The following is a 20,400-nucleotide window of genomic DNA, read 5'->3' as shown; positions in this document are numbered from 1 at the left end:
GGGGGGAAGGGTCAGGGGAAAGGGTCAGAACACGGTTTTCTTGAAAGGGCGGCCGGAGACCCCTTGGTAGAACGACAGGATGGCGAGCGCCTGCACCACGACAGCGGCGGTCACGACGGCGATGATCGCCTGGTCCGGTTGGCTGAAGGCGGCGCGCACCAGGCCGAAGGACGCCGGGGCGAAGGCGTAGGTGGCCTGGCTGATGGCGACCATCAGCGCGATGACCCGCGCGGTTTGTTCGCGACTGAACTCGGTCTGCGCGATCAGTGGCGGCAGGGAGGTGGCGTTGCCGATGCCCGAGCCGATCAGCACCACCGCCATCCAGGCCACGCTCGGGTGCAGGTCCAGGCCCAGGAGCATCAGGGTGCCGAGCATCTGGATGACGTAACCCAGGCAAGCCAGCAGCCTGCGGTTCATGCCCTGGGTCATCAGGCGCGCGGCGATGTAGCGCCCGCCCATGGCACTGGCGGTGGCCAGGCCCATGGCGAAGGAGGCGTCGTGGGCCCCATGCGTCCCACCAGGATCGAGTACAGGTGCGCGATCAGGCCGATCTGGGCGAACAGTCCCAGGGACATGCCGGCGGCCAGGGTACGAAAATTGGCCGCCTTCAAGGTCTGCGCGGCGGTCCATGGCGTGGCACTGGAACCGGGCGTCACCGGTTCCGGCTGGTCGGCATTGTCGGGATGCTGTCCGAGGCTTTGCGGGCTCTTGTTGAAGACCAGCAAGGCGAAGGCGCCGATCAGCAGCACGGCAGCGAGGCTGATCACCAGCGCCGCGGTGGCGAAGCCAAATCGCTCGATCAGCAAGACCCACAGCGGCGAAAAGATCACGCCGCCCATGCTGGCGCCGTTATAGGCCTTGCCCAAGGCCTTGGGCCGCTCCTTGACGTACCACGGAGCGATCAGGGTGTTGACGGCCGCGGCGCCCAAGGTCACCCAGCCGATGCCCGAGCACACCGCCCCGGCATACAGCACCCAGAGCTGGTTGGCCTGGGCCCAGATATTCACGCCGATGCCCAGGACAATGCAGCCCAGCAGGGTGATGGCGGGAATGCCGAAGCGCGCGTAAAGCCTGGGCAGGTTGGCGATCACGACGGTGCCGCTGAGAAAGTGCAGGGTGACGGCCATCGACACCTGGGCGATGGGCCAGCCCGTGCGCTCCATCACCGCCTGCATGTAGATCGGCGGCCCATAGAAGCCGATCCCCCAGCCGATGATCGCCAGGATGAACGTGCAGGTCAGTACGGTCTTTCCAAAAAAACGGGTGTGTGTCATCGCCATCTCCTCCATGTGGGCTCAAAGATTATGCTCCTGGCGGCGTGCTCACTTCGAGGCGCATCGAACAATGGATGTCGCCCTGGCTTTAGTTTTTTTCACGCCTGGGTTTAACGCAAATCGGTTTTCATCAAAGGGACGGCGGTCATCATAGGCGATGGAGGACGACATCATGATGCTGACTGAAAGCCAACGGCAAGACCTTGAGAGCAGGCTGATCGCACTGAGGCGCAGCTTGCACCGCATTCCCGAGACAGCCTACCAGGAGGTGCGCACCAGCGACCTGATCTGTGAGCGCCTGGAGACACTGGGCATCCCGTTCCTGCGGGGGATGGCCGGGACCGGCGTGGTGGGCTTTATCACCAAGGGCCAGGGCGGGCCTTGCATCGCGCTGCGGGCCGACATGGATGCCTTGCCCATCACCGAACACAATCGCTTCGAGCATGTGTCGCAGCACGCCGGCTGTATGCATGCCTGCGGCCACGATGGGCACATGGCGATGTTGCTGGGCGGCGCCGAATTGATTAGCCGCCACATGGATTTCAACGGCACGGTGTGCCTGGTATTCCAGCCGGCCGAGGAAGGCCATGCCGGCGCCAGGGCCATGCTCGACGACGGGCTGCTCGAGCGCTTCTCGATCCAGGCCATGGCCGGTCTGCACAATTGGCCCTCATTGCCTGCCAACTGTTTCGCCACACGACCCGGCGCCATGATGGCGTCGAGCAACAAGTTCGAGATCTGCCTCGAAGGCCGTGGCGGTCACGCGGCGCAACCGCATACCGCCACGAACCCGATCATCGCCGCCGCGCAGCTGTGCCTCGGGTTGCAGACCCTGGTGGCCGGAGAGGTCAAGGCCAGCGACAGCGCCGTGTTGACGGTGACCCAATTGCAGGCGGGCAATGGCTTCAATGTCATCCCCGATCAGGTGTCCATCCGCGGCACCGTACGGGCCTTCGACAGCCACACGGTGGACCGCCTGGCCGGGGCGATCGAGCGTCTGAGTGAAGGCATCGGCGCGGCGTTCGGGTGCCAGTCCAGGGTGGATTTTCGTCGCAGTTACCCGGCGCTGGTCAACAATCCGTTCATGGTAGGGTTGGCGGTGGACGCGGCCCGCCAGGTTTTCGCCCCGGGGCAGGTCAGCGCCCTGGCCGAGCCCACCATGGCGGCCGAGGATTTTGCTTTTTTCAGCGAGCGCATACCGAGTGTTTTCGCCTTTATCGGGTCGGCCAGCCACGCGGACGAACCGCCCTTGCACTCGGCTCACTACGATTTCAATGACGCGATCCTGTATTCGGGCGCGGCCTGGTTCGCCGCGTTCGCGCGGACCTGTTTCGCAGCCTTGAGTGCGACCAACGACCTGGGAGGTCAATGCAATGTTTCTGCTGAACGATGATGGATTTGCGGGGGCCGCGGAGCAGGACACCCGCGCGAGCGCATTGATGTGGGAGGCCCTGCGGGTGCAGGCGATGACGGCGGTGTTGCAGCATCCCGGGCTTGGCTGCCTGGTCGGCGAGCCGGTGCTTGGGTGCACGGGCCTGGGCGCGGGCATGGCCACGCGCATTGCGCACCTGCTGGTGCCGCACGATGCCCGGGAGCGTGGCTGGATGCTTGCCATGCTCCTTGAGTTCAGTCCCCGCCGGGATCTGGAGGACTGCATGGCGGCTGACCTGGAGGCGGTGGTTGAGCGCGACCCGGCGTTCCAGAACGAGCTGGAGGTGTTTCTGTTTGCCAAGGGCTATGCGGCGTTGCAGACCTATCGTTTCGCGCACCTGTTACTGCAGCAAGGCCGCCGGATGGAGGCCTTGTACCTGCAAGCCCGTTGCAACGTGGTCCTGGGGATCGACATCAACCCGGCGTGCCGGATCGGTCGGGGTGTGCTGCTGGACCATGGCACCGGCATCGTCATTGGCGAGACGGCGGTCGTGGAAGACCACGTGTCCATCCTGCAAGGCGTCACGTTGGGGGGCACCGGCAAGGACAGTGGCGACCGTCACCCCAAGGTCAGGACCGGCGTGATGATCGGGGCCGGGGCGAAGATCCTCGGCAATATCGAGATTGGCGCCGGCTCCAAGGTCGGGGCCAACAGCGTGGTGCTCAAGGCGGTGCCACCCAGGACCACGGTGGTGGGTGTGCCGGCCGCCGGGGTTGGGCAACCCAGGCATGAACGGCCCGCCCAGGAAATGGATCAATCGGTTAGCTAGTGGCCTGTGTGGCTAATTCGTTTACTCAACTTCGGCGCCAGGACTTGCCAGGCTGCGTTGCCATTCCTTGCCGTAGCGGGGCTACGACTCGTCATGGCGCCTTGCCTGGCAAGCCCTGGCACTCGAATTTGAGTACTCGGATTAACCGTACAGGCCACTAGGCGCCAGGCGCCGAAAAAAAGGCGAGAAGAAGGTCTTCTCGCCGATGCGGCTGGCTCGGGCTCAAGGGGCGATGCGACGGGGATCGAACTCGTCCTTGACCAGGCCGAAGGTTTCATAACCCGGCTGTTGCGACAGGCAAGCGTAGGGACTTTGCCAGCCGTCCAGGCTGGCGATCCGGCCCAGCCAGGCGATCACGGTCTCGGGCAGCTCGACCTGGGCCTGGTTGCTCCAGAACAGGTAGCCCGCCAGGGAGAAGTCGGCGATCGACAGTTCGTCATCGAGGATGTAGCGACGACCGTCGCGCAGTTCCTTGTCGAGCCGGCCGACGTCTTCCTGGAAGCGGCTGGCCAGCCACTGCACGGCGCCCGGCGGGTAGTCGTCCGGGAAGTAATTGCGGGCCAGGCGCAAATGCGGCAGCGACAGCCCGATCTTGTTCGCTTCCCACAGCAGCCATTCCTTGCACGTGACGGTGCCCCGTCGCCCGCTGCCACCGAACAGCCCCAGGGCATCGGCGAGCTCGATAAGGATGGCATTGGATTGCACGTAGTGCGCACCGTCGAGGGTCAGCAGCGGCACCTCGCCAAAACGCGCCAGGCTCAACGTCCTGAAGGGTTCGGGGCGCGCATCCCGATCGACGAGAATGTCCACTTGTCGGTAGGTGTAGTCCACCTTGGCCACGTCCAGCATCAACTTGACCTTGTAGCTGTGTCCGGACTCCGGGTGGCCGTACAGGGTGATCGACGTCATGGTGTTTGCTCCTTGCGGGTGTGGGTCATCCAGTGGACGTCGATCCAGCCGATGGGCGTGTCGATCGCCTCGGGCCAGAGGCCGATGTCCTTGAAACCGGCTTTTCGATAGCAATTGATCGCCAGGAGGTTCTCCTTCTTGACCCCGAGGTCGACCCGGGCGACGTTGAACCGCTCGTAGGCCAAGGCCAGTGCCTGGCGCAGGATGGCCTGGCCGTGCCCCTTGCCGCGGGCGTCGGGGTCGCCGATGAGGATGCGCGCAAAGCGCAGCGACAGGTGCGGCCAGATGTCCGAGAACTCGATGTGGCCGATCAGCTTTTCATCCGGGTCGAGCACCCCGAACAGGCTGCGCCATGGGTAGCGTTCGCCGGCTTTGTCCAGGTAGCGCTGCAACTGCTCCTTGTCCAAGGGGTAAGTGAAGGTCGCGCCGGCCCAGAGCGACAGGGTCTCTGGGCAATCGATCCAGGACATGACCGTGTCGAAGTCGCTGGCCTGGAAGGGTCTGAGGGTAACGTTCATGGTGATGCCTCCGTTGCCTCGCGAGTCAGGGGCGGGTTAGTTCGCTGATCAGGACCGTCGACAGGTAGCTGTCGTAGGTCTCGCTGCCGCCTTCGCTGCCGTAGCCACTGTCCTTGATGCCACCGAACGGTGTTTCCGGCATGCCCAGACCGTAGTGGTTGATCGAGATCATGCCGGCTTCCAGTTCCTCGGCGAGCCGGGCGCATTCGCTGCGGTCTTCGCTGAACCCATACGCGGCCAGGCCATAGGGCAGCGCATTGGCCTGCTCGATGACGCTGTCCAGGTCGGTGAAGGCAACCACTGGAATGATGGGGCCGAAGGGTTCTTCGCGCATCAGCCGGGCGGTCAGGGGGACGTTGGCGAGGATCGTGGGCTGGAAGAAATTGCCCGGGCGGTCCAGCCGAGTGCCGCCCATTACCAGGCTTGCACCCTGGGCCAGGCTGTCGTCGATCAGGGCTTGCAGGCGCGGGATCTGGCGAGCGTTGCACAGCGGTCCCATGCGGGTGTCGGGGTCCATGCCGTCACCGACCTGGAACCGACGGGTTTTTTCCACCAGGGCCGTCATGAAGTCATCGATCACCGACGCGTGGACGAAGAAGCGTGAAGGGGAGATGCAGATCTGTCCGGCGTTGCGCAATTTCGCGTCCACCAGCACGGTGCTGACCTTGTCGATGTCGCTGCTGGCGCAGACGATCACCGCGGCGTGGCCGCCCAGTTCCATGCTGACCCTTTTCATGTTTGCCCCGGCCTGGGCTGCGAGCTTTTTCCCCACGGCGATGGAACCGGTGAAGGACACCTTGGCGATCACGTCGGAGTCGATCAGGTAGCTGGAAATCTGCTCGGGGTTGCCCCAGACCAGGTTCAGGCAACCGTCGGGCAACCCGGCCCGCTGAAAGATGTCGGCGAGCGCCGCGACGGCCGAGGGGGCTTCTTCCGGGCCCTTGAGGATCAACGTGCAACCGGCTCCCAGCGCAGCGCAGATCTTGCGAATCGCCTGGTTGAAAGGGAAATTCCAGGGGGTGAAGGCACAGCACACGCCCACCGGCCGCTTGACCACCGATTGGCGGACCTTGGGGTTTCGGGCGGGAACCAGCCTGCCGTACAGCCGCTTGCATTCTTCGGCGTGCCACTTGGCGTGCTCGGCGCAGAACCGCACTTCCGCCAGGGCTTCGGCCAATGGCTTGCCCTGGTCGAGGGTGATCAATGCCGCGATCGATTCGGCTTCGCTCAAGATGATCCGGTAGGCTTCATAGAGCACCTTGCTGCGCTCTTCGGCGCTGCTGACCTTCCACCGTGCGAACGCCTGCTGCGCCGCTTGCAGGGCCTGGTCCAGGTCGTTTTGGTCGGCGCAGGCCAGGCGCCCGATCCTTTGCTGGGTGCTGGGGTTGGTGATGTCGAGGCTGGGCCTGTCCCCCTCGGGGTAGCGCCACTGGCCGTTGATGAACAAACCGATGTCCTTGTACATATGCCCTCCTTGAAAGTGCCCGTTCAGTGTCCGGACCAGGCGTTGTCGATGATGGTTTTGTAGTCGTGTACCGACAGCGGCTGCGGGTTGGTCCGGGCGGTCGGATCCGCGACGGCCAACTGGGCCATGAGGTCGGCATCGAAGGGGGAGTGGATGAGGTCGCGCAGGTGCGGGGGGATGCCCAGGCTGGCCAGGAAATCCTTGAGCCAGGCGACAAACGATTCGTAGCCAGGTTGCGCCAAGCCCAGGCTCTCGCACAGGCGCACCAGCTTGGCTTCGATCACCGGGCGGTTGTGGGCGATCACATAGGGCAGCAGCACGCCGTTGGTCAGGCCATGGTGGGTGCCATACGCACCGCCGATGCAGTGGCTGATGGCGTGCACGGCACCCAGTCCCTTGTGGAAGGCCACCGCCCCCATCAGGGCCGCGGCGCTCAGGTGGCAGCGGGCCTGGAGATCACTGCCGTCCTGCACCGCGATGGGCAGCCATTGTTTGATGAGGTTCATGGCCTGGAGCGCGATGCCGTCTCCCATGGGGTGGAAACTGTTGGCGCAGTACGCCTCGAAGGCATGGGAAAAGGCATCGATCCCCACCGCGGCGGTCACCGTCGCCGGCACGGTCAGGGTCAGGGCCGGATCGACGATGACCAGCGACGACAGCATCCTGGGGTGGAATATCAGCCGCTTGCGGTTTTCCTGGCTGTCCAGCAACACGGCGGCCCGGCCCACCTCGGCCCCGGTGCCTGCGGTGGACGGCACGCTGATGATCGGCGGCACGTCGGCATTGGCGGCCTGCCACCGGTTGGGCAGGCTCTCGAAGGTCCAGATCGGCTTGGTCTGCACCGCCATGAAGGCAATCGCCTTGGCCAGGTCCAGGGCGCTTCCGCCGCCGATGCCGACCACCATGTCGCGGGCATATTCATTGAAGGTGATGACGCCTTGTTCGAGCATGTCGGTGTCGGGGTCGGAGCGGAAGTTCGAGAACAGCTGCAGGTCGATACCCGACTGCTTGCAGCGCTCCAGGGCGCGCAAGATCAAGGGGTGCTCGACCAGCCGTTCGTCAATGACCACCAGCGGCCGATGCTTGCCGAGAAAGGCGCAGCCGTTGACGAGGTCGTCGACCCGCTCGACACCAAACCAGATTGGCGTGGGGTAGCTCCAGTCGACATGGAATGATTGCGTGTTGAAGATCGGATTGTTCATCTGCATGGCGTTCCTCCTTTTGACCTTTTTAGGTCGATCACACAGGTGATACAACGCACAAAAGCTGAACCCTGGCTTTAGAAAAAATGACCTGAAGACGCCTGCGCAACGCTTAAGATCCGGTCGGGATCGATCCTTGAAAGGTGCGCCGATGGTGGAACTCATTGAGCTGAAGGCACAGGGGCAGGCTTGCCTGATCGTGATACATGGCACGGCGGGCCATCCGCGCTCTACCTGGGAGGCATTCGCCAATCACCTGGAGGGTCCTTACCGGGTCCTGGCCGTTGACTGGTCGCGGCTGGAGCGCGAGAGCACGGTCGCGCAAACCCTTGATGGCCTGGGCCGACAAATTGCCGGGAAGATTCGCGATGGCGGCGTGGGCGGTGTCCACCTGGTGGGGTATTCGCTGGGGGCCGCGGTGGCGGTTGAAGTGGCGAGCGTGCTGGGGCCGCAGGTGCTGTCGCTGAGCCTGATTGCACCGTTCGACAATGCCCGTGACCCGCAGGTGCGGCGAACCTTCGGCTATTGGCAACGGCTGCTCGAAGACCACCCGATGAAGCTGGCGGCCGAGATCGTGACGCGTGGTTTTTCCAGCCCTGGCCTGCGGGCGATGTCCGCAACCCAGGTGACCACGTGCATCGAGGATTTTTACCAGCGGGTTCACTGGCCGGCGGTTGCCGTCCAGATGCGGCTCAACCTGACGTTGGATGTCTCGTCGCAGCTATCGCGGCTCGAATGTCCGACGGCCGTGATCATTGGCCTGGATGACCGCTTGATTCCGCCCTCGGTGAGCGTGGCCCTGTATCGCCAGTTGCCCCGTGGCGCCTTGTTCTCGTTGCCGTGTGGCCACTTGATGCTCGCCGAAGATCCCCTTGGGCTGGCGCGGATTGTCCAACGTTTCGTCTCTGATGAAAAACGCCGCTGACCCTTGGTCGGGACAGCGGCGTCGAGGCCAGGCGCCAACGACTACTGGTAATGCTGCTCGAACGTCGCCACCTGTTCCGGCTTGATCAGTTGGAAGGGTACCCAGACTTCCGACTCTACCGGCTCGCCCTTGATCATCTTGATGGCCGCTTGCAGGGCGATGCTCGCCTGGGCCTTGGGGTCCTGGAACACCGAGGCGACGAGCAACCCGCGCTTGATTGCCGCCAGCCCGTCGGGCAGGCCGTCGATGCCGACAATGGCGATTTCGCCCTTGGCCTTGCCGGCCTGTTGCAAGGCCATGGCCGCGCCGATGGCCATTTCGTCGTTGTTGGCGACGATGGCGTCGAAAGAGGCACCGGCCAGCAGCCAGTTGCTGGTCAGGTCCATGCCCTTGGCCCGCTGCCACTCGGCACTTTGCTGTTCGACGATGGTAATTGCGGGATAGTCCTTGAGCACCTGCTTGACCCCTTCGGTGCGGTCGTGCGTGGCGTTCTGCGCGAGGTCGCCCATGATGATCGCGAGGGTGCCTTTGCCTTTGAGTTTTTCCGCCAGATAGCGCATTTGCAACTGGCCGGCCTCGATGTCGTTCGAGGCCACGGTGACCACGCCCTTGGGCAGGGAGCGCTCGTCCGGGTGCCGGTTGACGTAGACCAGCGGCACCTTCGCCTCGACGGCGGCGCGGGTCATGTTGGTGGTGGCGGCGGTGTCCACGGGCAGGACGATGACCGCATCGACCTTCTGGTTGATGAAGCCCTGGACCTGATTGAGCTGGCGCACGACATCGCCCTGGGCGTCCTCGAACTGGACCTGGACATTGTCTTTCCGGGCGGCGTCTTCCAGGCCGCTGCGCACATAGGTCATGAAGTTATCGTCAACCCGGGCGATGCTGACGCCGATGCGATAGCTGGCGTTGGCCCATTGGCTGAAGACGAGTAGCAGCGTGGCAAAAAACAAAGTGCAGCGACGCATGAGGGTGTTCCTTTTGTTGTTATGAGTCGATCAGGCGTGGCGGTCGGCGGCGCTTGGACCCGTGGCCCAGAGGCGCCGCGTCGTCCTCAGTCCAGTGTGAAGGCTTGTCGGAAGCGTTCAAGGGCCATGTCGCTGTCACCGCTGGCCCAGCCCTCCAGGCCGACGACACCGGTATAGCCGATGCCGAACAAGGCCTTGGCAATGGCCGGGTAGTGGATTTCACCCGTGCCCGGTTCCCTGCGCCCCGGCACATCCGCGACCTGGATTTCACCGATGGCGCTGCCGGCGCGCTGGATCAGCTCGATCAGGTTTCCTTCGCCGATCTGCGCATGATAGAGGTCCAGGTTCATCTTGAGGTGAGGGCTGCCCACGGCCTCGATCAACGCCAGGGTATCGTCGGCGCGTGCGAACGGCGTGCCGGGGTGGTCCACCTCGGTGTTGAGGTTTTCGAGCAGGAAGACCCGGCCGGCGTCTTCGCCCAGGCGGGCGATTTTTTCCAGGGTCTTGCAAGCGCTCAGCCACATGCGACCGGTGGTGAGGGCCACCGGTTTGACGGGCAGGCCTTGGTCGCCCAGGCCCGTGCCGTGCAGGTTCAGGCTTGGGCAGTTCAATCGGGCGGCGACGGCCAGGGATTCGCGCGCGCTGTCGAGCAGTTGCTGGATGCCCTGCGGATCGGTCAGGTTGCCCTCGATGTAGCCGGTCATCGACGTGAAGTCGGCGCCGGTGGCAACCAGGGCGGCGATGTCCTTTTGGGTCCAGTCCCAGATTTCAGCACTGAAGCCCAGCGCATGAATCCGTTCGACCCGTTCGATGAAGGGCCGGTCGAGGAAGACCATTTCGGCGCTGACCGCCAGCTTGAAGGGGGTAAAGCTCATGGCCGGCCTCCTTGCACGCGCACCGGCTGGCCTAGCTGGAACGACTCGATGCACGCGCGGGCAATGGCCAGCGCGGCCCGGGCGTCTTCGCCGCTGGCCAGCGGTTTGGCACCGCTGCGCAGGCAGTCGACGAAGTGGTTGAGCTCGGCCACGTAGGCATCGCGCAGCAGGTCGGTGTCCAGGCGCTGTGTGTCGGCCTGGATGCCATCGGCCAGGTAGCGCACCAGGTCGCCATCGTGCACGCCACCCATGGTCAACATGCCGGCGCTGCCGAACACCTCGCCCCGGACATCGTAGCCATACACGGCCTGGAAGTTCGCCTCGGCGGTGGCGATGGCGCCATTGTCGAAACGCAGGGTCACCGTGGCGGTGTCGAGCAACCCCTTGCTTTTGAATGCCGGGGCGATCAGGGCATCGGCCATCACGAAGACCTCGACCACTTCGGCGCCGGGATTGAGGTAGCGCAAGGTGTCGAAGTCGTGGATCAAGGTTTCCAGGAAGATGACCCACTGTGGCGAATTGGCCGGGTTGTTCAGCGCCGGGTCGCGAGTCAGCGAGCGCAGCAGTTGTGGCGTGCCGATGCGGCCGGCGGCCACGTCCAGGTGGGCGGTGCGAAAGCTCTTGGCGAAGCGGCGGTTGAAACCCACTTGCAGGGTCACCCGGGCATCGGCTGCGGCGGCGATGGCGCGGTCGGCTTCGTCAAGGGTGATGGCCATGGGTTTTTCGCAGAACACATGCTTACCGGCACGGGCGGCGTTGATGACCAGCTCGGCGTGGCTGCGGGCCGGAGCGGCGATCAACACGCTGTCGATCTCGGGGTCGTCAAGCAACTGCTGGGGCTCGGTATAGACCCGCGTCACGTCCAGTTGTGCAGCCAGGCGGGCGGCTTGGCCAGGCGTCGGGTCGGCGATGGCCGCCAGGCAGGCACCGGGAATGTGGCGGGCGGCCGTCAGGCCGTGAAAGCTGCCCATGCGACCGGCACCGATGAGGCCGAGGCGAATGATCTTGGATGTGTTCATGAAACGGGCTTCCTTGTTGTTATGAGCCAGTGGTTGCACTGTGCTGAGAAAGAGCAAGCCCTGTGCCAGTTAATAAGCAATTGATAAATAACGATTTATTTTTGAGTTGATGGAAAAAGTGTTAAATCTAATGACATGCCTATACTGGACATGTCTAAAAAATGAACATTGGAGAAGCCTGTGCTACCGGCGCCCATCGCTGTCAGCGAGCAAGACCTCGACTACATCACTTCTCTCGGTCCGGCGTCGTTGAGTGACGGGCCGATCCCTGAGTTGGAACGGGCCTGGCTGGCATGCCTGGCGGGACGCGTCGAGCGCCCGGCCGGGGTCCGGCAGGTGATCTGGAACTCCTGGCTGCGCAGCGTCGAGGCCGGTCTCGATCCCGAGGATGGCGTGTACCGCTTCGTCGAGCCGGCCGTGCTGACCGCGACGCTGGCCGCCCACCGGGCGATGATTGTGGTGGCCGCCGAGGTCATGGGCGGATTGCTGGCCTACAACCCCAGGGGGCACATCAACCTGACCGATGCCCAAGGGACCACGCTGTACTTCTGCGGCCTCGACCTCACGCCGGTGGGCAGCCGCCTGCTGGAATCGGTGCAAGGCACCAATTGCACCGGCCTGGCGCTGGCGGAAGACCGCCTGGTCTACGTGCTGGCCGAAGAGAACTTCGGCACTGGCCTGCGTCGACGGCGCATGCATTGTGCCGCCGCCCCGATCCGTGACCCGCAGGGCCGGACACTGGCCATCCTGACCCTGACGGCAGAGCCGGGCTGGTTTCACTTCCATACGCTGGGCACCGTCCAGGCCGCCGCTGAAGCCGTCTCGCGACAGATGGCACTCCAGGCGTTGCTGGAGGAGCAACAGACGGTGCTTGAAGTGCTCAACGAAGGCTTGGTCGTGCTGGACGAACGCGGCTGCATCAGGGCCATCAACGGCTACGCGCGACAGCTGTTTGGCGTCGGACGCGACCTGCTGGGCCAGCCGTTCCAACGCCTGGGCCAGAGCGAGCTGAGCGACAAAATGTTGCTGCGTGGCGGAGAAGGGCTGCGAGACCTGGATTGCACGTTCGAACTGCATGACCGCAGTCACCTGGCGTGCCTGGTGTCGGTGTGTGCGCTGGAGCAGGGCGGCCGCATCGTTTCGCTGCGCGAGAACCGGCGCATCCGGGACATCACGCGACGGCTCATCGGCACCCAGGCCAGCTACACCTTCGACACCATCCAGGGCAGTTCCCGGGCGATCCAGGACGCGCTGCACCTGGGGCGCATCGCCAGTCGCAGCGACTCGACCACGTTGATCCTTGGTGAAAGCGGCACCGGCAAGGAACTGTTCGCCCAGGCGATCCACAACGCCAGCGAGCGGCGCGGCGGCCCGTTCGTGGCGGTCAACTGCGGGGCGATCCCGCGGGACCTGGTGCAGAGCGAGTTGTTCGGGCATGTCGAAGGCGCCTTCACCGGTTCGGCGCGCGGCGGCTCGGCCGGCAAGTTCGAGTTGGCCGATGGCGGCACGATCTTTCTCGACGAAATCGGTGACATGTCATTCGGTGCCCAGGTCAGCCTGTTGCGGGTCTTGCAGGAAGGCGAGGTCACCCGGGTGGGGGCGAAGAAATCCCAGCGGGTGAACGTACGCATCATCGCCGCCACCCACCGCAACCTCAGCCAAGCCGTGGCCGATGGCGCGTTTCGCGAAGACCTTTACTACCGGCTCAATGTGCTGAACCTGACGGTGCCGCCGCTGCGCATGCGTCGCGAGGATGTGCCGTTGCTGGCGCAGCATTTCCTCGGCCGCTGCGCCCGTTCACTGCGCAAGGCGGTGCGAGGCATCTCGCCGCAGGCGCTGGATGTGCTGTCTGCCTATCACTGGCCAGGCAATGTGCGGGAGCTGGAAAACATCATCGAGCGAGCCACCAACCTGGCGGTCGGCGAGTTGATCCAGGCGGATGACCTGCCCCTGGAACTCCAGCAGCGTGGCCGGCCGTCACTGCCCGGCAGCGCGGCTGAGCGCTCGCCGGCGATGGGGCTCGATGCCCACGAAATGAACGCGATCGTCGCGGCCCTCAAGGAAACCCGAGGCAACATCCGCCTCGCCGCCCGGCAACTGAATGTGTCCCGGGGCGGGCTGTACAACAAGATGAGTCGGTATGGGTTGAGTGCCGAAACGTTTCGTTGCGATGAGCTAGATCGGGGGCTCGGCAAACAGTAGGGCTTCGACGCCGTGCAGCCGTGCCAAGGCCAGCAGCCGCGGCGGCGCATTCGTCACCCTGAAGGGCTCGGCGCGATGCCTGGCACGTCGGCGCGCCTCCAGCAGCAGGGCCAGGGTTGACGTGTCGAAGCGCGCCAGGGCACTGGCGTCGATACAGCTTGCGTCGCCCAGTTGGCTGAGCAGCGTGTTGAACTGCGTTGCAGTGGCGTGGGCGGGCAACCGCCATGTCGAGGGAGCGTTCACGATGGGTTGCCTTTGCGATTCTGTTCGGCCAGGGCCTCGATGAGGCTGTCTATTCCGCCTTTGGCCAGGAGCTCGGCAAACTGCGAGCGATAGCTGAGCGTGACCCAGATGCCATCCAGGCTCACGTCGACTATTTTCCAGTCGTCCCCCACCTTGTCCAATCGGTAATCGAGTTGGTGCGTTTCCCCGCGGCCCGATGCCCGGGACCGCACGATGACCTGGGACGGTTGGTTGGGGACGGGAAGGGTGTCGGTGACCTCCACCGAGTAATCGCTGATCTGCCGGATGCCGCCCGCATAGAAGTGAATCAGCAAGGTCTTGAATTCCTCTTGCAGGCGCTGCCGTTGGGCAAGCGTCGCATCGCGCCAGCGCGGGCCGACGGCCGAACGGGTGACCCGTTGGAAATCGATCGCCGGAATGAGCGTCGCTTTCACCCGTTCGATGAGGGCGGTGGCGTCACCCGGCGAGGATCGATCGCGCTGGGTGGCGTCGATGACTTCGCTCGAAAGTTGGCGTACCCACGCCTGCGGTGGCGTCTGAGCGTACGCCGAGTCCAGTGCAAGCAGGCAGGCGAGCGCCCACAGGGCACCGCCCGCGAGGGTTGTGAAGAAAATCCTGGAAGGCATCTGCTGTTCCTCTGGTGTTCTTGGGGCATCAGCTGGTGGGGCTGACGCTGCGGGGTTTCATTGAGGGCGAAGCGGGGCGTCGGCCGCCGGCCCGTCCTCGAAGTCTTCGAAGTCCACCGGTGGCGATCCGTCGTGGACCAGGCTCTGGCGCCGTTGCAGATAGGCGTCGCGAGTGAAGCTGTAGCGATCCAACGCAACGTCGTCGAGCAGTGCCGTGGTATCGAGCAGGTTCGCCCGTGCCTGCACCGCCTGCAGCCCGGTGATCGCGACCTGGCCGGCAGTCGCGCTCGCCAATTGGCTGGGCGACGCCAGTGAGAGTTCCGTCGCCACGCCCACTCCATCGCGCACGGAGGAGGGGCCTAGCAGCGGAAGGACCAGGTAGGGACCACTCGCCAGGCCCCAGACGCCCAGCGTCTGCCCGAAATCTTCCGGTTGGCGCGCAAGGCCCATCAAGGTGGCCACGTCGAACACCCCGAGCACTCCCAGCACGGTATTGGTGATCACCCGCGCACCCATCTCGGCACCGGGCTGCACCTTGTTCTGGAGCAGGTGATTGGCGGTCGACCACAGGTCGGCAAAGTTGTTGAAGACGTTGCCCACGCCGCTGCGCACGGGTGACGGGACATGGTCGCGATAGCCTTGGGCGACGGGGGCCAGGACGCTACGGTCCACGGTGTCGTTGAAGGCATAGACCTTGCGGTTCCAAGGCTCCCATGGGTCGACGCGCTGGGCGGCCGGCGATGGGCCTGGAGAGACGCTTGCGCAACCCATGAGCAGTTGCACGGCCACCAGCCAAGTCAGCAGCCGGCTCATGGCTGGCTCCCTGATTCGGCGCCGCGACCCGTGAGGAATTGACCGATCAGGTTCTCCAGCACGACCGCCGACTGCGTCTGTGTGACGGTCGCCCCGGAGGCGAGTGTCAAGTCGTCGCCGCCGGGCTCGATCCCAATGTACTGCTCGCCCAGCAATCCCGAGGTGAGGATTTTTGCGGCGGAATCCACCGGAAATCGATAGCGCTCATCGATGGCCAGAGTGACCACCGCCTGGAAGCGCTCGGGGTCGAAGGTGATGGCGTCTACGCGTCCGACCCTCACCCCGGCGCTCTTCACCGGCGCTCGCGGCCGCAAGCTGCCGATGTTGGAAAAATGTGCGGTCAATGCGTAGGTTTTGCCTGCTTCGAAGTTGCCCAGGTTGGCCGCCTTGAGTGCCAGAAAGAGCAGCGCCAGGAGTGCCAGCAGAACGAACAGGCCAACGAGTGTCTCGGTGCTCTTGAGGGTCATGGGGACATACTCCTAGCGGGGGCTGAACATCAGCGCGGTCAAGATGAAATCGGTGCAGAGGACGCACAGTGAAGCGATGACGACCCCCCGCGTGGTGGCGGCGGCGACGCCTTCGGGCGTCGGCCGTGCCTCGTAACCCTGGTAGAGCGCCGTGGCCGTGACCACGATGCCGAAGAAGAAGCTCTTGACCAGGCCGTTGCCGATGTCGCGCCAGGCATCGACCCCGTTCTGCTGGATCGCCCAGAAGTTGCCGGCATCCACGCCAAGCAGCGGCACGGCAACGACATAGGCACCGAGAATCCCCACGGCGCTGAAGAGCAAGGCCAGCAGCGGCATGACCGCGATGCCGGCGATAAAGCGCGGCGTCAGTACGCGGGCCAGCGGGTCGATGGCCATCAGTTCCATCGCCAGGAGTTGCTCGCCGGCTTTCATCAAGCCGATCTGCGCCGTGAGCGATGTGCCCGCACGGCCGGCGAACAGCAGGGCCGCGACCACCGGGCCGAGCTCGCGCACCAGCGAGAGGTTCACCACCAACCCCAGGGTTTCGGCAGTGCCGTAGGTGGCCAGCGTGAGGTAAAGCTGCAGCGCCAGTACCAGTCCCACTGCGGTCCCCGAAGCCAGGATGAGTGCCAGCGAGCGATTGCCGGTGGCATGCAACTGGTCGACCACGTGCCGGGAGCGACGCAGGGCGGCAGGGATCGCGCGGGTCATCCTGAGGCAGAGCACTGTGGCCTGGCCCAGCGCCTGCACGCGATCGAGGGTGACGTGACCGAGCGCTCGCAACGCCGTCATTGTGTTCGCCCCAGTTGCTCGTCGATGGGCTCGGCGGGGTAGTGGAATCTCACCGGGCCATCGGGTTCGCCCCGGATGAACTGGCGCACTTCGGGATCGCTGCTGGCCTGCAGCTCGGCAGGGGTTCCACGTGCGATCAGCCGGCCCCCGGAGGTCATGAGGTAGGCGTAGTCGCAGACCGCGAACGACTCGCGTACGTCATGGGTCACCATCAGCGTGGTTGCGCTGGTGGCGTCGTTCAGACTGCGGATCAGGTTGGCGATGACGCCCAGGGAAATGGGGTCCAGCCCGGAGAACGGCTCGTCATACAGCAAGAGCTCGGGGTCCAGCGCAATGGCCCTGGCCAGCGCGATACGCCGGGCCATGCCACCCGAGAGCTGATCGATGCGCAGGTTTGCCGCGCCGCGCAGTCCCACCGCATTGAGCTTCATCAAGACGATGTCGCGGATGGCGGGCTCACCCAGGTCGGTGTGCTCGCGCAACGCGAACGCCACGTTCTCGTACACCGTCAAGTCGGTAAACAGCGCGCCGAACTGCAGCAGCATGCCCAGCCTGCGCCGCAGCGCGTGGAGCTGGGTTTTGTCGGTGGCGTCGAAGTGTTCACCCTCCAGGGTCAGATGCCCGGAACAGGGGGCATGCACCCCCGCGACCAGATGCAACAACGTGGTCTTGCCACAGCCGGAACCACCCAGGATGGCCGTGACCTTGCCACGAGGGAAACGCATGGACACGTCGCTGAGGACCCTCCTGTCGCCGTAGTTGAAAGAGACCTGGTGCAGTTCAACGAAGGCCTCGTCTTGCGTCCCTTCCTGGCAGCGGCTGAGAGGGTGTCCAGCACTGACGGCGGACAGCTCCTGGGACGGTGTGGCGTGGCGACTGGACATGGCTCTGCCCCTTTTTAGGGTGAACATTTGAGAGTTGGATGGTACTTATGCGTAAAAATTGAATCAATAAAGATTCATAAGATACGGTTACGATTTGTTTCTTGATGTAATGGTTCGTACGAGCAGCATGACCCCTGAGGTGAGTGGTGAAGATCGCCAGGGACCCTGATAGGATTCACGCCCTCTTGAATTGGTATTTGGTGAGAACCCTGTGGCAGGCCCGGAGATTCAGGCCGATGACAGCCAACTTCTGGCGTCATTGGCGATGGCGATGGTGGAACACCCGCGAGGCACCTTGATGGAGTTGGCCAGGGCAGTGGGGATCAGCAAGGCCACGCTGTACCGCTATTGCCAGACTCGCGATGCGCTGGTCACCCGTTTGATGGTCCATAGCATGAGCTTGCTGAGCCAGGCGATGCACCGCGCAGCGCTCGATTCGTCGCCTCCCTTGGAGGCACTCGGACGCCTTAACGCCAATTACCTCGAGCATCGCGAGCTGATTACGTTCCTGATGTATTTCCGGCGGGAGAAGTACGCGGCCCAGGACGCGAACAAGGCCTCGGAGTGGGAACTGCGCCTTGATGGGTTCTTCCTGCGCGGCCAGCGCGAAGGGGTGTTTCGCATCGACATCCCGGCGGCGGGCCTGACCGAACTCTGGGCCGCCACGATGATCGGGCTGGTCGATGCAGAGCGACGAGGCCGCATTGCCCGGGCGGGTTTGGCCGGGGTGATCGAACAGGCGTTTCTCGAAGGCGTTTGCGCCCGATAGACCCTGCGGCTGGACAAGGTCGATCGCCTGTCGACCCTGCCCAACGTGGCGCGGTTACATGAGCAAGACGATCCGGCCGAGCCGCCGATGCCCCTGTTCGGCGGCCTTGATGACCGACAGCGCATCCGCGAACGGTGCCTCCAGCCCGATGCAACCATGCAACGTCCCTTCGGCGGACAACCTGGCGATGTCCTCCAGGTTCTTGTAGCCGCTGGTGGAGAACGTCATCCGGTAGCGTCCGGATACCAGGCCCCGCAACACTCTGCCGGGGGTCGGATTGATGTCGATGAAGCGGCCCTTGGGCTTGAGTAGCTTCAGCCCGTCGTCGAGCGTCAGCGTACCGAGGGTATCGAATACCGCGTCGTAGAGACCCTCGGCGGCGAACGAGGCTTTGTCCGAGTACGTCAACGCGGGGTTGACCCCGGCAGCCTTCACGGCGGCCAGCGAGGCAGCGCCGCAGGCGCCGGAAACCTGCGCCCCATGGGCCAGCGCAAGCTGAACCGCGCAGCTTCCCACCGCGCCGCTGCACCCGTGAATGAAGATCCTCGAACCAGGGCCCGCGTCTGCGATGCCTAAGATGGCGGCCCACGCCGTCGTGGCCGGGATCGGGAGGCAGGCGGCCTCGCTGAAGGAGAGTGAGGCGGGCTTGCGTACGACCAGCTTGGCGTTGGCGTCGATGACTTCGGCGAACGCACCTTGCCGGCTGATCTCGGTCGTGCCGAACACCTCGTCGCCCACTTGAAACCCGCTGACCTGGGCACCGATCTGCTCCACCACGCCGGCGAAGTCAGAGCCCATGCCTTGGGGAAATTTCCATCCGCTGACCAGCTTCATGTCGCCGCGCCGCACCTTCCAGTCGAGGGGGTTGAGCGCCGCCGCTTTGACGCGAACGCGGACCCTTTGAGGCGCCAGCGGTGGCAGCGTGTAGTCGGCAAACGACATTTCTTCAGGGCCACCGTAGCGGCCAAATTGCACTCTCTTCATGGACGACTCGTCTTGAGGGGTGTGGGGGAACCGGATGCATCGCTGGGGTTGCTGTGAGTCGTCGTCCGCTCGCTCTCGGCGCTGACGCTGTGGGGCTGGGGACCGCCCAGCACGTGTGCCATCACTGAGGTCTGCCAGTCCAGGTAAGGGTTGAAGGTCAGCCGGGCGTGGATCTTTCCTTCTTCGCGATACCCCCAGTCCGAATACCAGACGGGCACGCCCTGCTCGCAGACCTGCGTGTCTTTTTCACGCAAGCCGTTAAGACAGATGCGCAAGCTGCCGCCGTTGCCGTAGAGGGGATTGTCCGCAGAAAACATCAGGCCCATGTGCGAGAACTGACTGATGTGCCATTCGGGCAGGCGGTCAGGGCGGATCAGTACACGCTGCCGATCCACCAGGCCGTCGGGTTCATCGCCATACCAGACCAGGCGGCTGTCCGGGTGCGTGAAGCGCCGTTGGAAAACCTCGAGCAGGTAATCGGTGTTCAGCACCGAGTCGTGTTGGGCGACCACCATGAAGACCGGCTTGTCATAGGTCCGGTCACGCAACAGTTGGCGCGCATTGGCGCTGGTGCGATAGAACTGGGCGAATCCGTTGGCGGGCACATTGAAGTACTTGAAGGCGTTTTGCATGGGCAGGCTGCCGCCCGGCTTGATAAGCCAGGGTCGGAGGCGGGCCACCGGCGGCGCAAGCCAGTCGAAGGGCGAGCTCTTGAACCCGGGGGAGAACAACACCAACCCGGCGATCTGCGGATGGGCGTAGCCGTATTCGAGCACCAGGTTGGCGCCCGTGGAGAAACCGCCCAGGTAAACGGGGCCCTCGACATCCCGTTGCAGTGCATTGGCCTGCTCCCAGACCACTTGGCGCCATTGTTGCGCGGTGGTTTCCAGCAGGTCTTCGGGACGCGTCCCGTGACCGGGGAGCAGGATGGTCCGCACAAGGAAACCCTGCCTGGCCAGCGGTTGCGCCAGGTCCTGGAACGACCAGGGCGAATCGCCGAGACCGTGCACGAGCAGAATTCCTTTGCGCGGCCTGGCGCCTGCGTCGGATGACGCCGGCCGCCACTCCTGCGGCGCATTCCAGGCCAGCTCGGCGGCCGCGTCGGCAAGCTGGAAGCGGCGGTTGGCCTGGATTCGCTGGATGGTGTCGCGCCGGTAGTCTTCGAAGCTGACCGATGCAACGGGCGGTTCGCTGAAATTCGCCGTGGTGCAGCCGGCCATCAACGCCGCGACCGCCGCCGTCATCGCCAGTAGCGCGCAGCCGA

General features: G+C 64.4%; 20 protein-coding genes and 1 pseudogene. 5 read left to right on the top strand and 16 right to left on the bottom strand.

The window, feature by feature from the left end; all coding sequences use genetic code 11:
- Positions 1-24: 24 nt before the first annotated feature.
- Positions 25-1,274, bottom strand: a pseudogene (locus KI241_RS15715) (MFS transporter).
- A 172-nt stretch (positions 1,275-1,446) separates the two neighbouring features.
- Here KI241_RS15715 and KI241_RS15710 point away from each other — a divergent pair.
- Positions 1,447-2,667, top strand: a complete 1,221-nt coding sequence (locus KI241_RS15710) for an amidohydrolase (protein WP_047738935.1) — start codon at positions 1,447-1,449, stop codon at positions 2,665-2,667.
- Positions 2,648-3,475 (top strand): serine O-acetyltransferase, encoded by an 828-nt coding sequence (gene cysE / locus KI241_RS15705; protein ID WP_123578914.1) that lies wholly within the window; start codon positions 2,648-2,650, stop codon positions 3,473-3,475. Before KI241_RS15710 ends, cysE begins: the two co-directional genes overlap by 20 nt.
- Before the next feature lie 222 nt (positions 3,476-3,697).
- Here cysE and KI241_RS15700 read toward each other — a convergent pair whose 3' ends face one another.
- The 4 genes from KI241_RS15700 to KI241_RS15685 are packed head-to-tail and all read right to left on the bottom strand — an operon-like array spanning position 3,698 to position 7,575.
- Positions 3,698-4,384, bottom strand: coding sequence for a glutathione S-transferase family protein (locus tag KI241_RS15700; protein ID WP_080964358.1), 687 nt, complete (start codon positions 4,382-4,384; stop codon positions 3,698-3,700).
- Entirely contained in the window at positions 4,381-4,902 is a 522-nt protein-coding gene (locus tag KI241_RS15695; protein ID WP_212802703.1) for a GNAT family protein, read from the bottom strand. The genes KI241_RS15700 and KI241_RS15695 overlap by 4 nt, the downstream gene beginning before the upstream one ends.
- A 25-nt stretch (positions 4,903-4,927) precedes the next feature.
- Entirely contained in the window at positions 4,928-6,367 is a 1,440-nt protein-coding gene (locus KI241_RS15690; RefSeq protein ID WP_047738933.1) for an NAD-dependent succinate-semialdehyde dehydrogenase, read from the bottom strand.
- 23 nt (positions 6,368-6,390) lie between these two features.
- Positions 6,391-7,575, bottom strand: a complete 1,185-nt coding sequence (locus tag KI241_RS15685; protein WP_212802702.1) for an iron-containing alcohol dehydrogenase — start codon at positions 7,573-7,575, stop codon at positions 6,391-6,393.
- A 145-nt stretch (positions 7,576-7,720) separates the two neighbouring features.
- Between KI241_RS15685 and KI241_RS15680 the strand changes: the two genes are divergently transcribed.
- Positions 7,721-8,494, top strand: coding sequence for an alpha/beta hydrolase (locus tag KI241_RS15680; RefSeq protein WP_047738932.1), 774 nt, complete (start codon positions 7,721-7,723; stop codon positions 8,492-8,494).
- A 41-nt stretch (positions 8,495-8,535) separates the two neighbouring features.
- Here the strand turns inward: KI241_RS15680 and KI241_RS15675 are convergent, their stop codons facing one another.
- The 3 genes from KI241_RS15675 to KI241_RS15665 all read right to left on the bottom strand — a co-directional run bounded on the left by KI241_RS15675 (position 8,536) and on the right by KI241_RS15665 (position 11,356).
- Positions 8,536-9,462: a sugar ABC transporter substrate-binding protein gene (locus tag KI241_RS15675; RefSeq protein WP_047738931.1), complete on the bottom strand. Its 927-nt coding sequence runs from the start codon at positions 9,460-9,462 to the stop codon at positions 8,536-8,538.
- Positions 9,463-9,548: 86 nt separating this feature from the next.
- Positions 9,549-10,337: a TIM barrel protein gene (locus tag KI241_RS15670; RefSeq protein WP_047738930.1), complete on the bottom strand. Its 789-nt coding sequence runs from the start codon at positions 10,335-10,337 to the stop codon at positions 9,549-9,551.
- Positions 10,334-11,356, bottom strand: a complete 1,023-nt coding sequence (locus KI241_RS15665) for a Gfo/Idh/MocA family oxidoreductase (protein ID WP_053143730.1) — start codon at positions 11,354-11,356, stop codon at positions 10,334-10,336. The genes KI241_RS15670 and KI241_RS15665 overlap by 4 nt, the downstream gene beginning before the upstream one ends.
- 180 nt (positions 11,357-11,536) lie before the next feature.
- Here KI241_RS15665 and KI241_RS15660 point away from each other — a divergent pair, with 180 nt between their 5' ends.
- The gene (locus KI241_RS15660) at positions 11,537-13,558 is read left to right on the top strand and encodes a sigma 54-interacting transcriptional regulator (protein ID WP_212802701.1); all 2,022 of its coding nucleotides are present in this window, start codon (positions 11,537-11,539) and stop codon (positions 13,556-13,558) included.
- On the opposite strand, the gene KI241_RS15655 is transcribed toward KI241_RS15660, so the two are convergent.
- Genes KI241_RS15655 through KI241_RS15630 form a run of 6 tightly spaced genes read right to left on the bottom strand, consistent with a single transcriptional unit; the run spans position 13,532 to position 17,383 of the window.
- Positions 13,532-13,801, bottom strand: a complete 270-nt coding sequence (locus tag KI241_RS15655; protein ID WP_053007409.1) for an STAS domain-containing protein — start codon at positions 13,799-13,801, stop codon at positions 13,532-13,534. The two genes, KI241_RS15660 and KI241_RS15655, sit on opposite strands and share 27 nt — an antisense overlap.
- Positions 13,798-14,427: an ABC transporter substrate-binding protein gene (locus KI241_RS15650; RefSeq protein ID WP_053007408.1), complete on the bottom strand. Its 630-nt coding sequence runs from the start codon at positions 14,425-14,427 to the stop codon at positions 13,798-13,800. Before KI241_RS15650 ends, KI241_RS15655 begins: the two co-directional genes overlap by 4 nt.
- A gap of 57 nt (positions 14,428-14,484) precedes the next feature.
- Positions 14,485-15,240, bottom strand: coding sequence for a VacJ family lipoprotein (locus KI241_RS15645; RefSeq protein ID WP_047738926.1), 756 nt, complete (start codon positions 15,238-15,240; stop codon positions 14,485-14,487).
- Positions 15,237-15,707 carry an outer membrane lipid asymmetry maintenance protein MlaD gene (mlaD, locus tag KI241_RS15640; RefSeq protein ID WP_047738925.1) on the bottom strand — a complete coding sequence of 157 codons (471 nt, stop codon included), beginning with the start codon at positions 15,705-15,707 and terminating at the stop codon, positions 15,237-15,239. The genes KI241_RS15645 and mlaD overlap by 4 nt, the downstream gene beginning before the upstream one ends.
- Positions 15,708-15,719: 12 nt before the next feature.
- A complete protein-coding gene (gene mlaE / locus KI241_RS15635) occupies positions 15,720-16,499 on the bottom strand; it encodes a lipid asymmetry maintenance ABC transporter permease subunit MlaE (protein WP_047738924.1) in 780 nt (259 codons plus the stop codon).
- On the bottom strand, positions 16,496-17,383 hold the full coding sequence (locus KI241_RS15630; RefSeq protein ID WP_212802700.1) for an ATP-binding cassette domain-containing protein: 888 nt from the start codon (positions 17,381-17,383) through the stop codon (positions 16,496-16,498). Before KI241_RS15630 ends, mlaE begins: the two co-directional genes overlap by 4 nt.
- Positions 17,384-17,594: 211 nt before the next feature.
- Here KI241_RS15630 and KI241_RS15625 point away from each other — a divergent pair, with 211 nt between their 5' ends.
- Positions 17,595-18,152 (top strand): helix-turn-helix domain-containing protein, encoded by a 558-nt coding sequence (locus KI241_RS15625; protein ID WP_234407902.1) that lies wholly within the window; start codon positions 17,595-17,597, stop codon positions 18,150-18,152.
- A gap of 54 nt (positions 18,153-18,206) precedes the next feature.
- On the opposite strand, the gene KI241_RS15620 is transcribed toward KI241_RS15625, so the two are convergent.
- A complete protein-coding gene (locus KI241_RS15620; RefSeq protein ID WP_047738923.1) occupies positions 18,207-19,136 on the bottom strand; it encodes an NADP-dependent oxidoreductase in 930 nt (309 codons plus the stop codon).
- Positions 19,133-20,356, bottom strand: coding sequence for an alpha/beta fold hydrolase (locus KI241_RS15615; protein ID WP_234408029.1), 1,224 nt, complete (start codon positions 20,354-20,356; stop codon positions 19,133-19,135). The genes KI241_RS15620 and KI241_RS15615 overlap by 4 nt, the downstream gene beginning before the upstream one ends.
- Positions 20,357-20,400 lie beyond the last annotated feature (44 nt).

The organism is Pseudomonas sp. Cab53, assembly GCF_018325965.1.
In the GTDB taxonomy this organism is placed as follows: Bacteria; Pseudomonadota; Gammaproteobacteria; order Pseudomonadales; family Pseudomonadaceae; genus Aquipseudomonas; species Aquipseudomonas chlororaphis_E.
The sequence above is the reverse complement of the archived record's forward strand: the minus strand, read 5'-3'. Positions and strand labels throughout refer to the sequence as shown.

What these genes read in the sequence shown, in the direction of transcription:
- KI241_RS15710 (WP_047738935.1), top strand. Translation starts at nt 1,447, where the DNA reads ATGATGCTGACTGAAAGCCAACGGCAAGACCTTGAGAGCAGGCTGATC.
- cysE (WP_123578914.1), top strand. Translation starts at nt 2,648, where the DNA reads ATGTTTCTGCTGAACGATGATGGATTTGCGGGGGCCGCGGAGCAGGAC.
- KI241_RS15700 (WP_080964358.1), bottom strand. Translation starts at nt 4,384, where the DNA reads ATGACGTCGATCACCCTGTACGGCCACCCGGAGTCCGGACACAGCTAC.
- KI241_RS15695 (WP_212802703.1), bottom strand. Translation starts at nt 4,902, where the DNA reads ATGAACGTTACCCTCAGACCCTTCCAGGCCAGCGACTTCGACACGGTC.
- KI241_RS15690 (WP_047738933.1), bottom strand. Translation starts at nt 6,367, where the DNA reads ATGTACAAGGACATCGGTTTGTTCATCAACGGCCAGTGGCGCTACCCC.
- KI241_RS15685 (WP_212802702.1), bottom strand. Translation starts at nt 7,575, where the DNA reads ATGCAGATGAACAATCCGATCTTCAACACGCAATCATTCCATGTCGAC.
- KI241_RS15680 (WP_047738932.1), top strand. Translation starts at nt 7,721, where the DNA reads ATGGTGGAACTCATTGAGCTGAAGGCACAGGGGCAGGCTTGCCTGATC.
- KI241_RS15675 (WP_047738931.1), bottom strand. Translation starts at nt 9,462, where the DNA reads ATGCGTCGCTGCACTTTGTTTTTTGCCACGCTGCTACTCGTCTTCAGC.
- KI241_RS15670 (WP_047738930.1), bottom strand. Translation starts at nt 10,337, where the DNA reads ATGAGCTTTACCCCCTTCAAGCTGGCGGTCAGCGCCGAAATGGTCTTC.
- KI241_RS15665 (WP_053143730.1), bottom strand. Translation starts at nt 11,356, where the DNA reads ATGAACACATCCAAGATCATTCGCCTCGGCCTCATCGGTGCCGGTCGC.
- KI241_RS15650 (WP_053007408.1), bottom strand. Translation starts at nt 14,427, where the DNA reads ATGCCTTCCAGGATTTTCTTCACAACCCTCGCGGGCGGTGCCCTGTGG.
- KI241_RS15645 (WP_047738926.1), bottom strand. Translation starts at nt 15,240, where the DNA reads ATGAGCCGGCTGCTGACTTGGCTGGTGGCCGTGCAACTGCTCATGGGT.
- mlaD (WP_047738925.1), bottom strand. Translation starts at nt 15,707, where the DNA reads ATGACCCTCAAGAGCACCGAGACACTCGTTGGCCTGTTCGTTCTGCTG.
- mlaE (WP_047738924.1), bottom strand. Translation starts at nt 16,499, where the DNA reads ATGACGGCGTTGCGAGCGCTCGGTCACGTCACCCTCGATCGCGTGCAG.
- KI241_RS15630 (WP_212802700.1), bottom strand. Translation starts at nt 17,383, where the DNA reads ATGTCCAGTCGCCACGCCACACCGTCCCAGGAGCTGTCCGCCGTCAGT.
- KI241_RS15620 (WP_047738923.1), bottom strand. Translation starts at nt 19,136, where the DNA reads ATGAAGAGAGTGCAATTTGGCCGCTACGGTGGCCCTGAAGAAATGTCG.
- KI241_RS15615 (WP_234408029.1), bottom strand. Translation starts at nt 20,356, where the DNA reads ATGGCCGGCTGCACCACGGCGAATTTCAGCGAACCGCCCGTTGCATCG.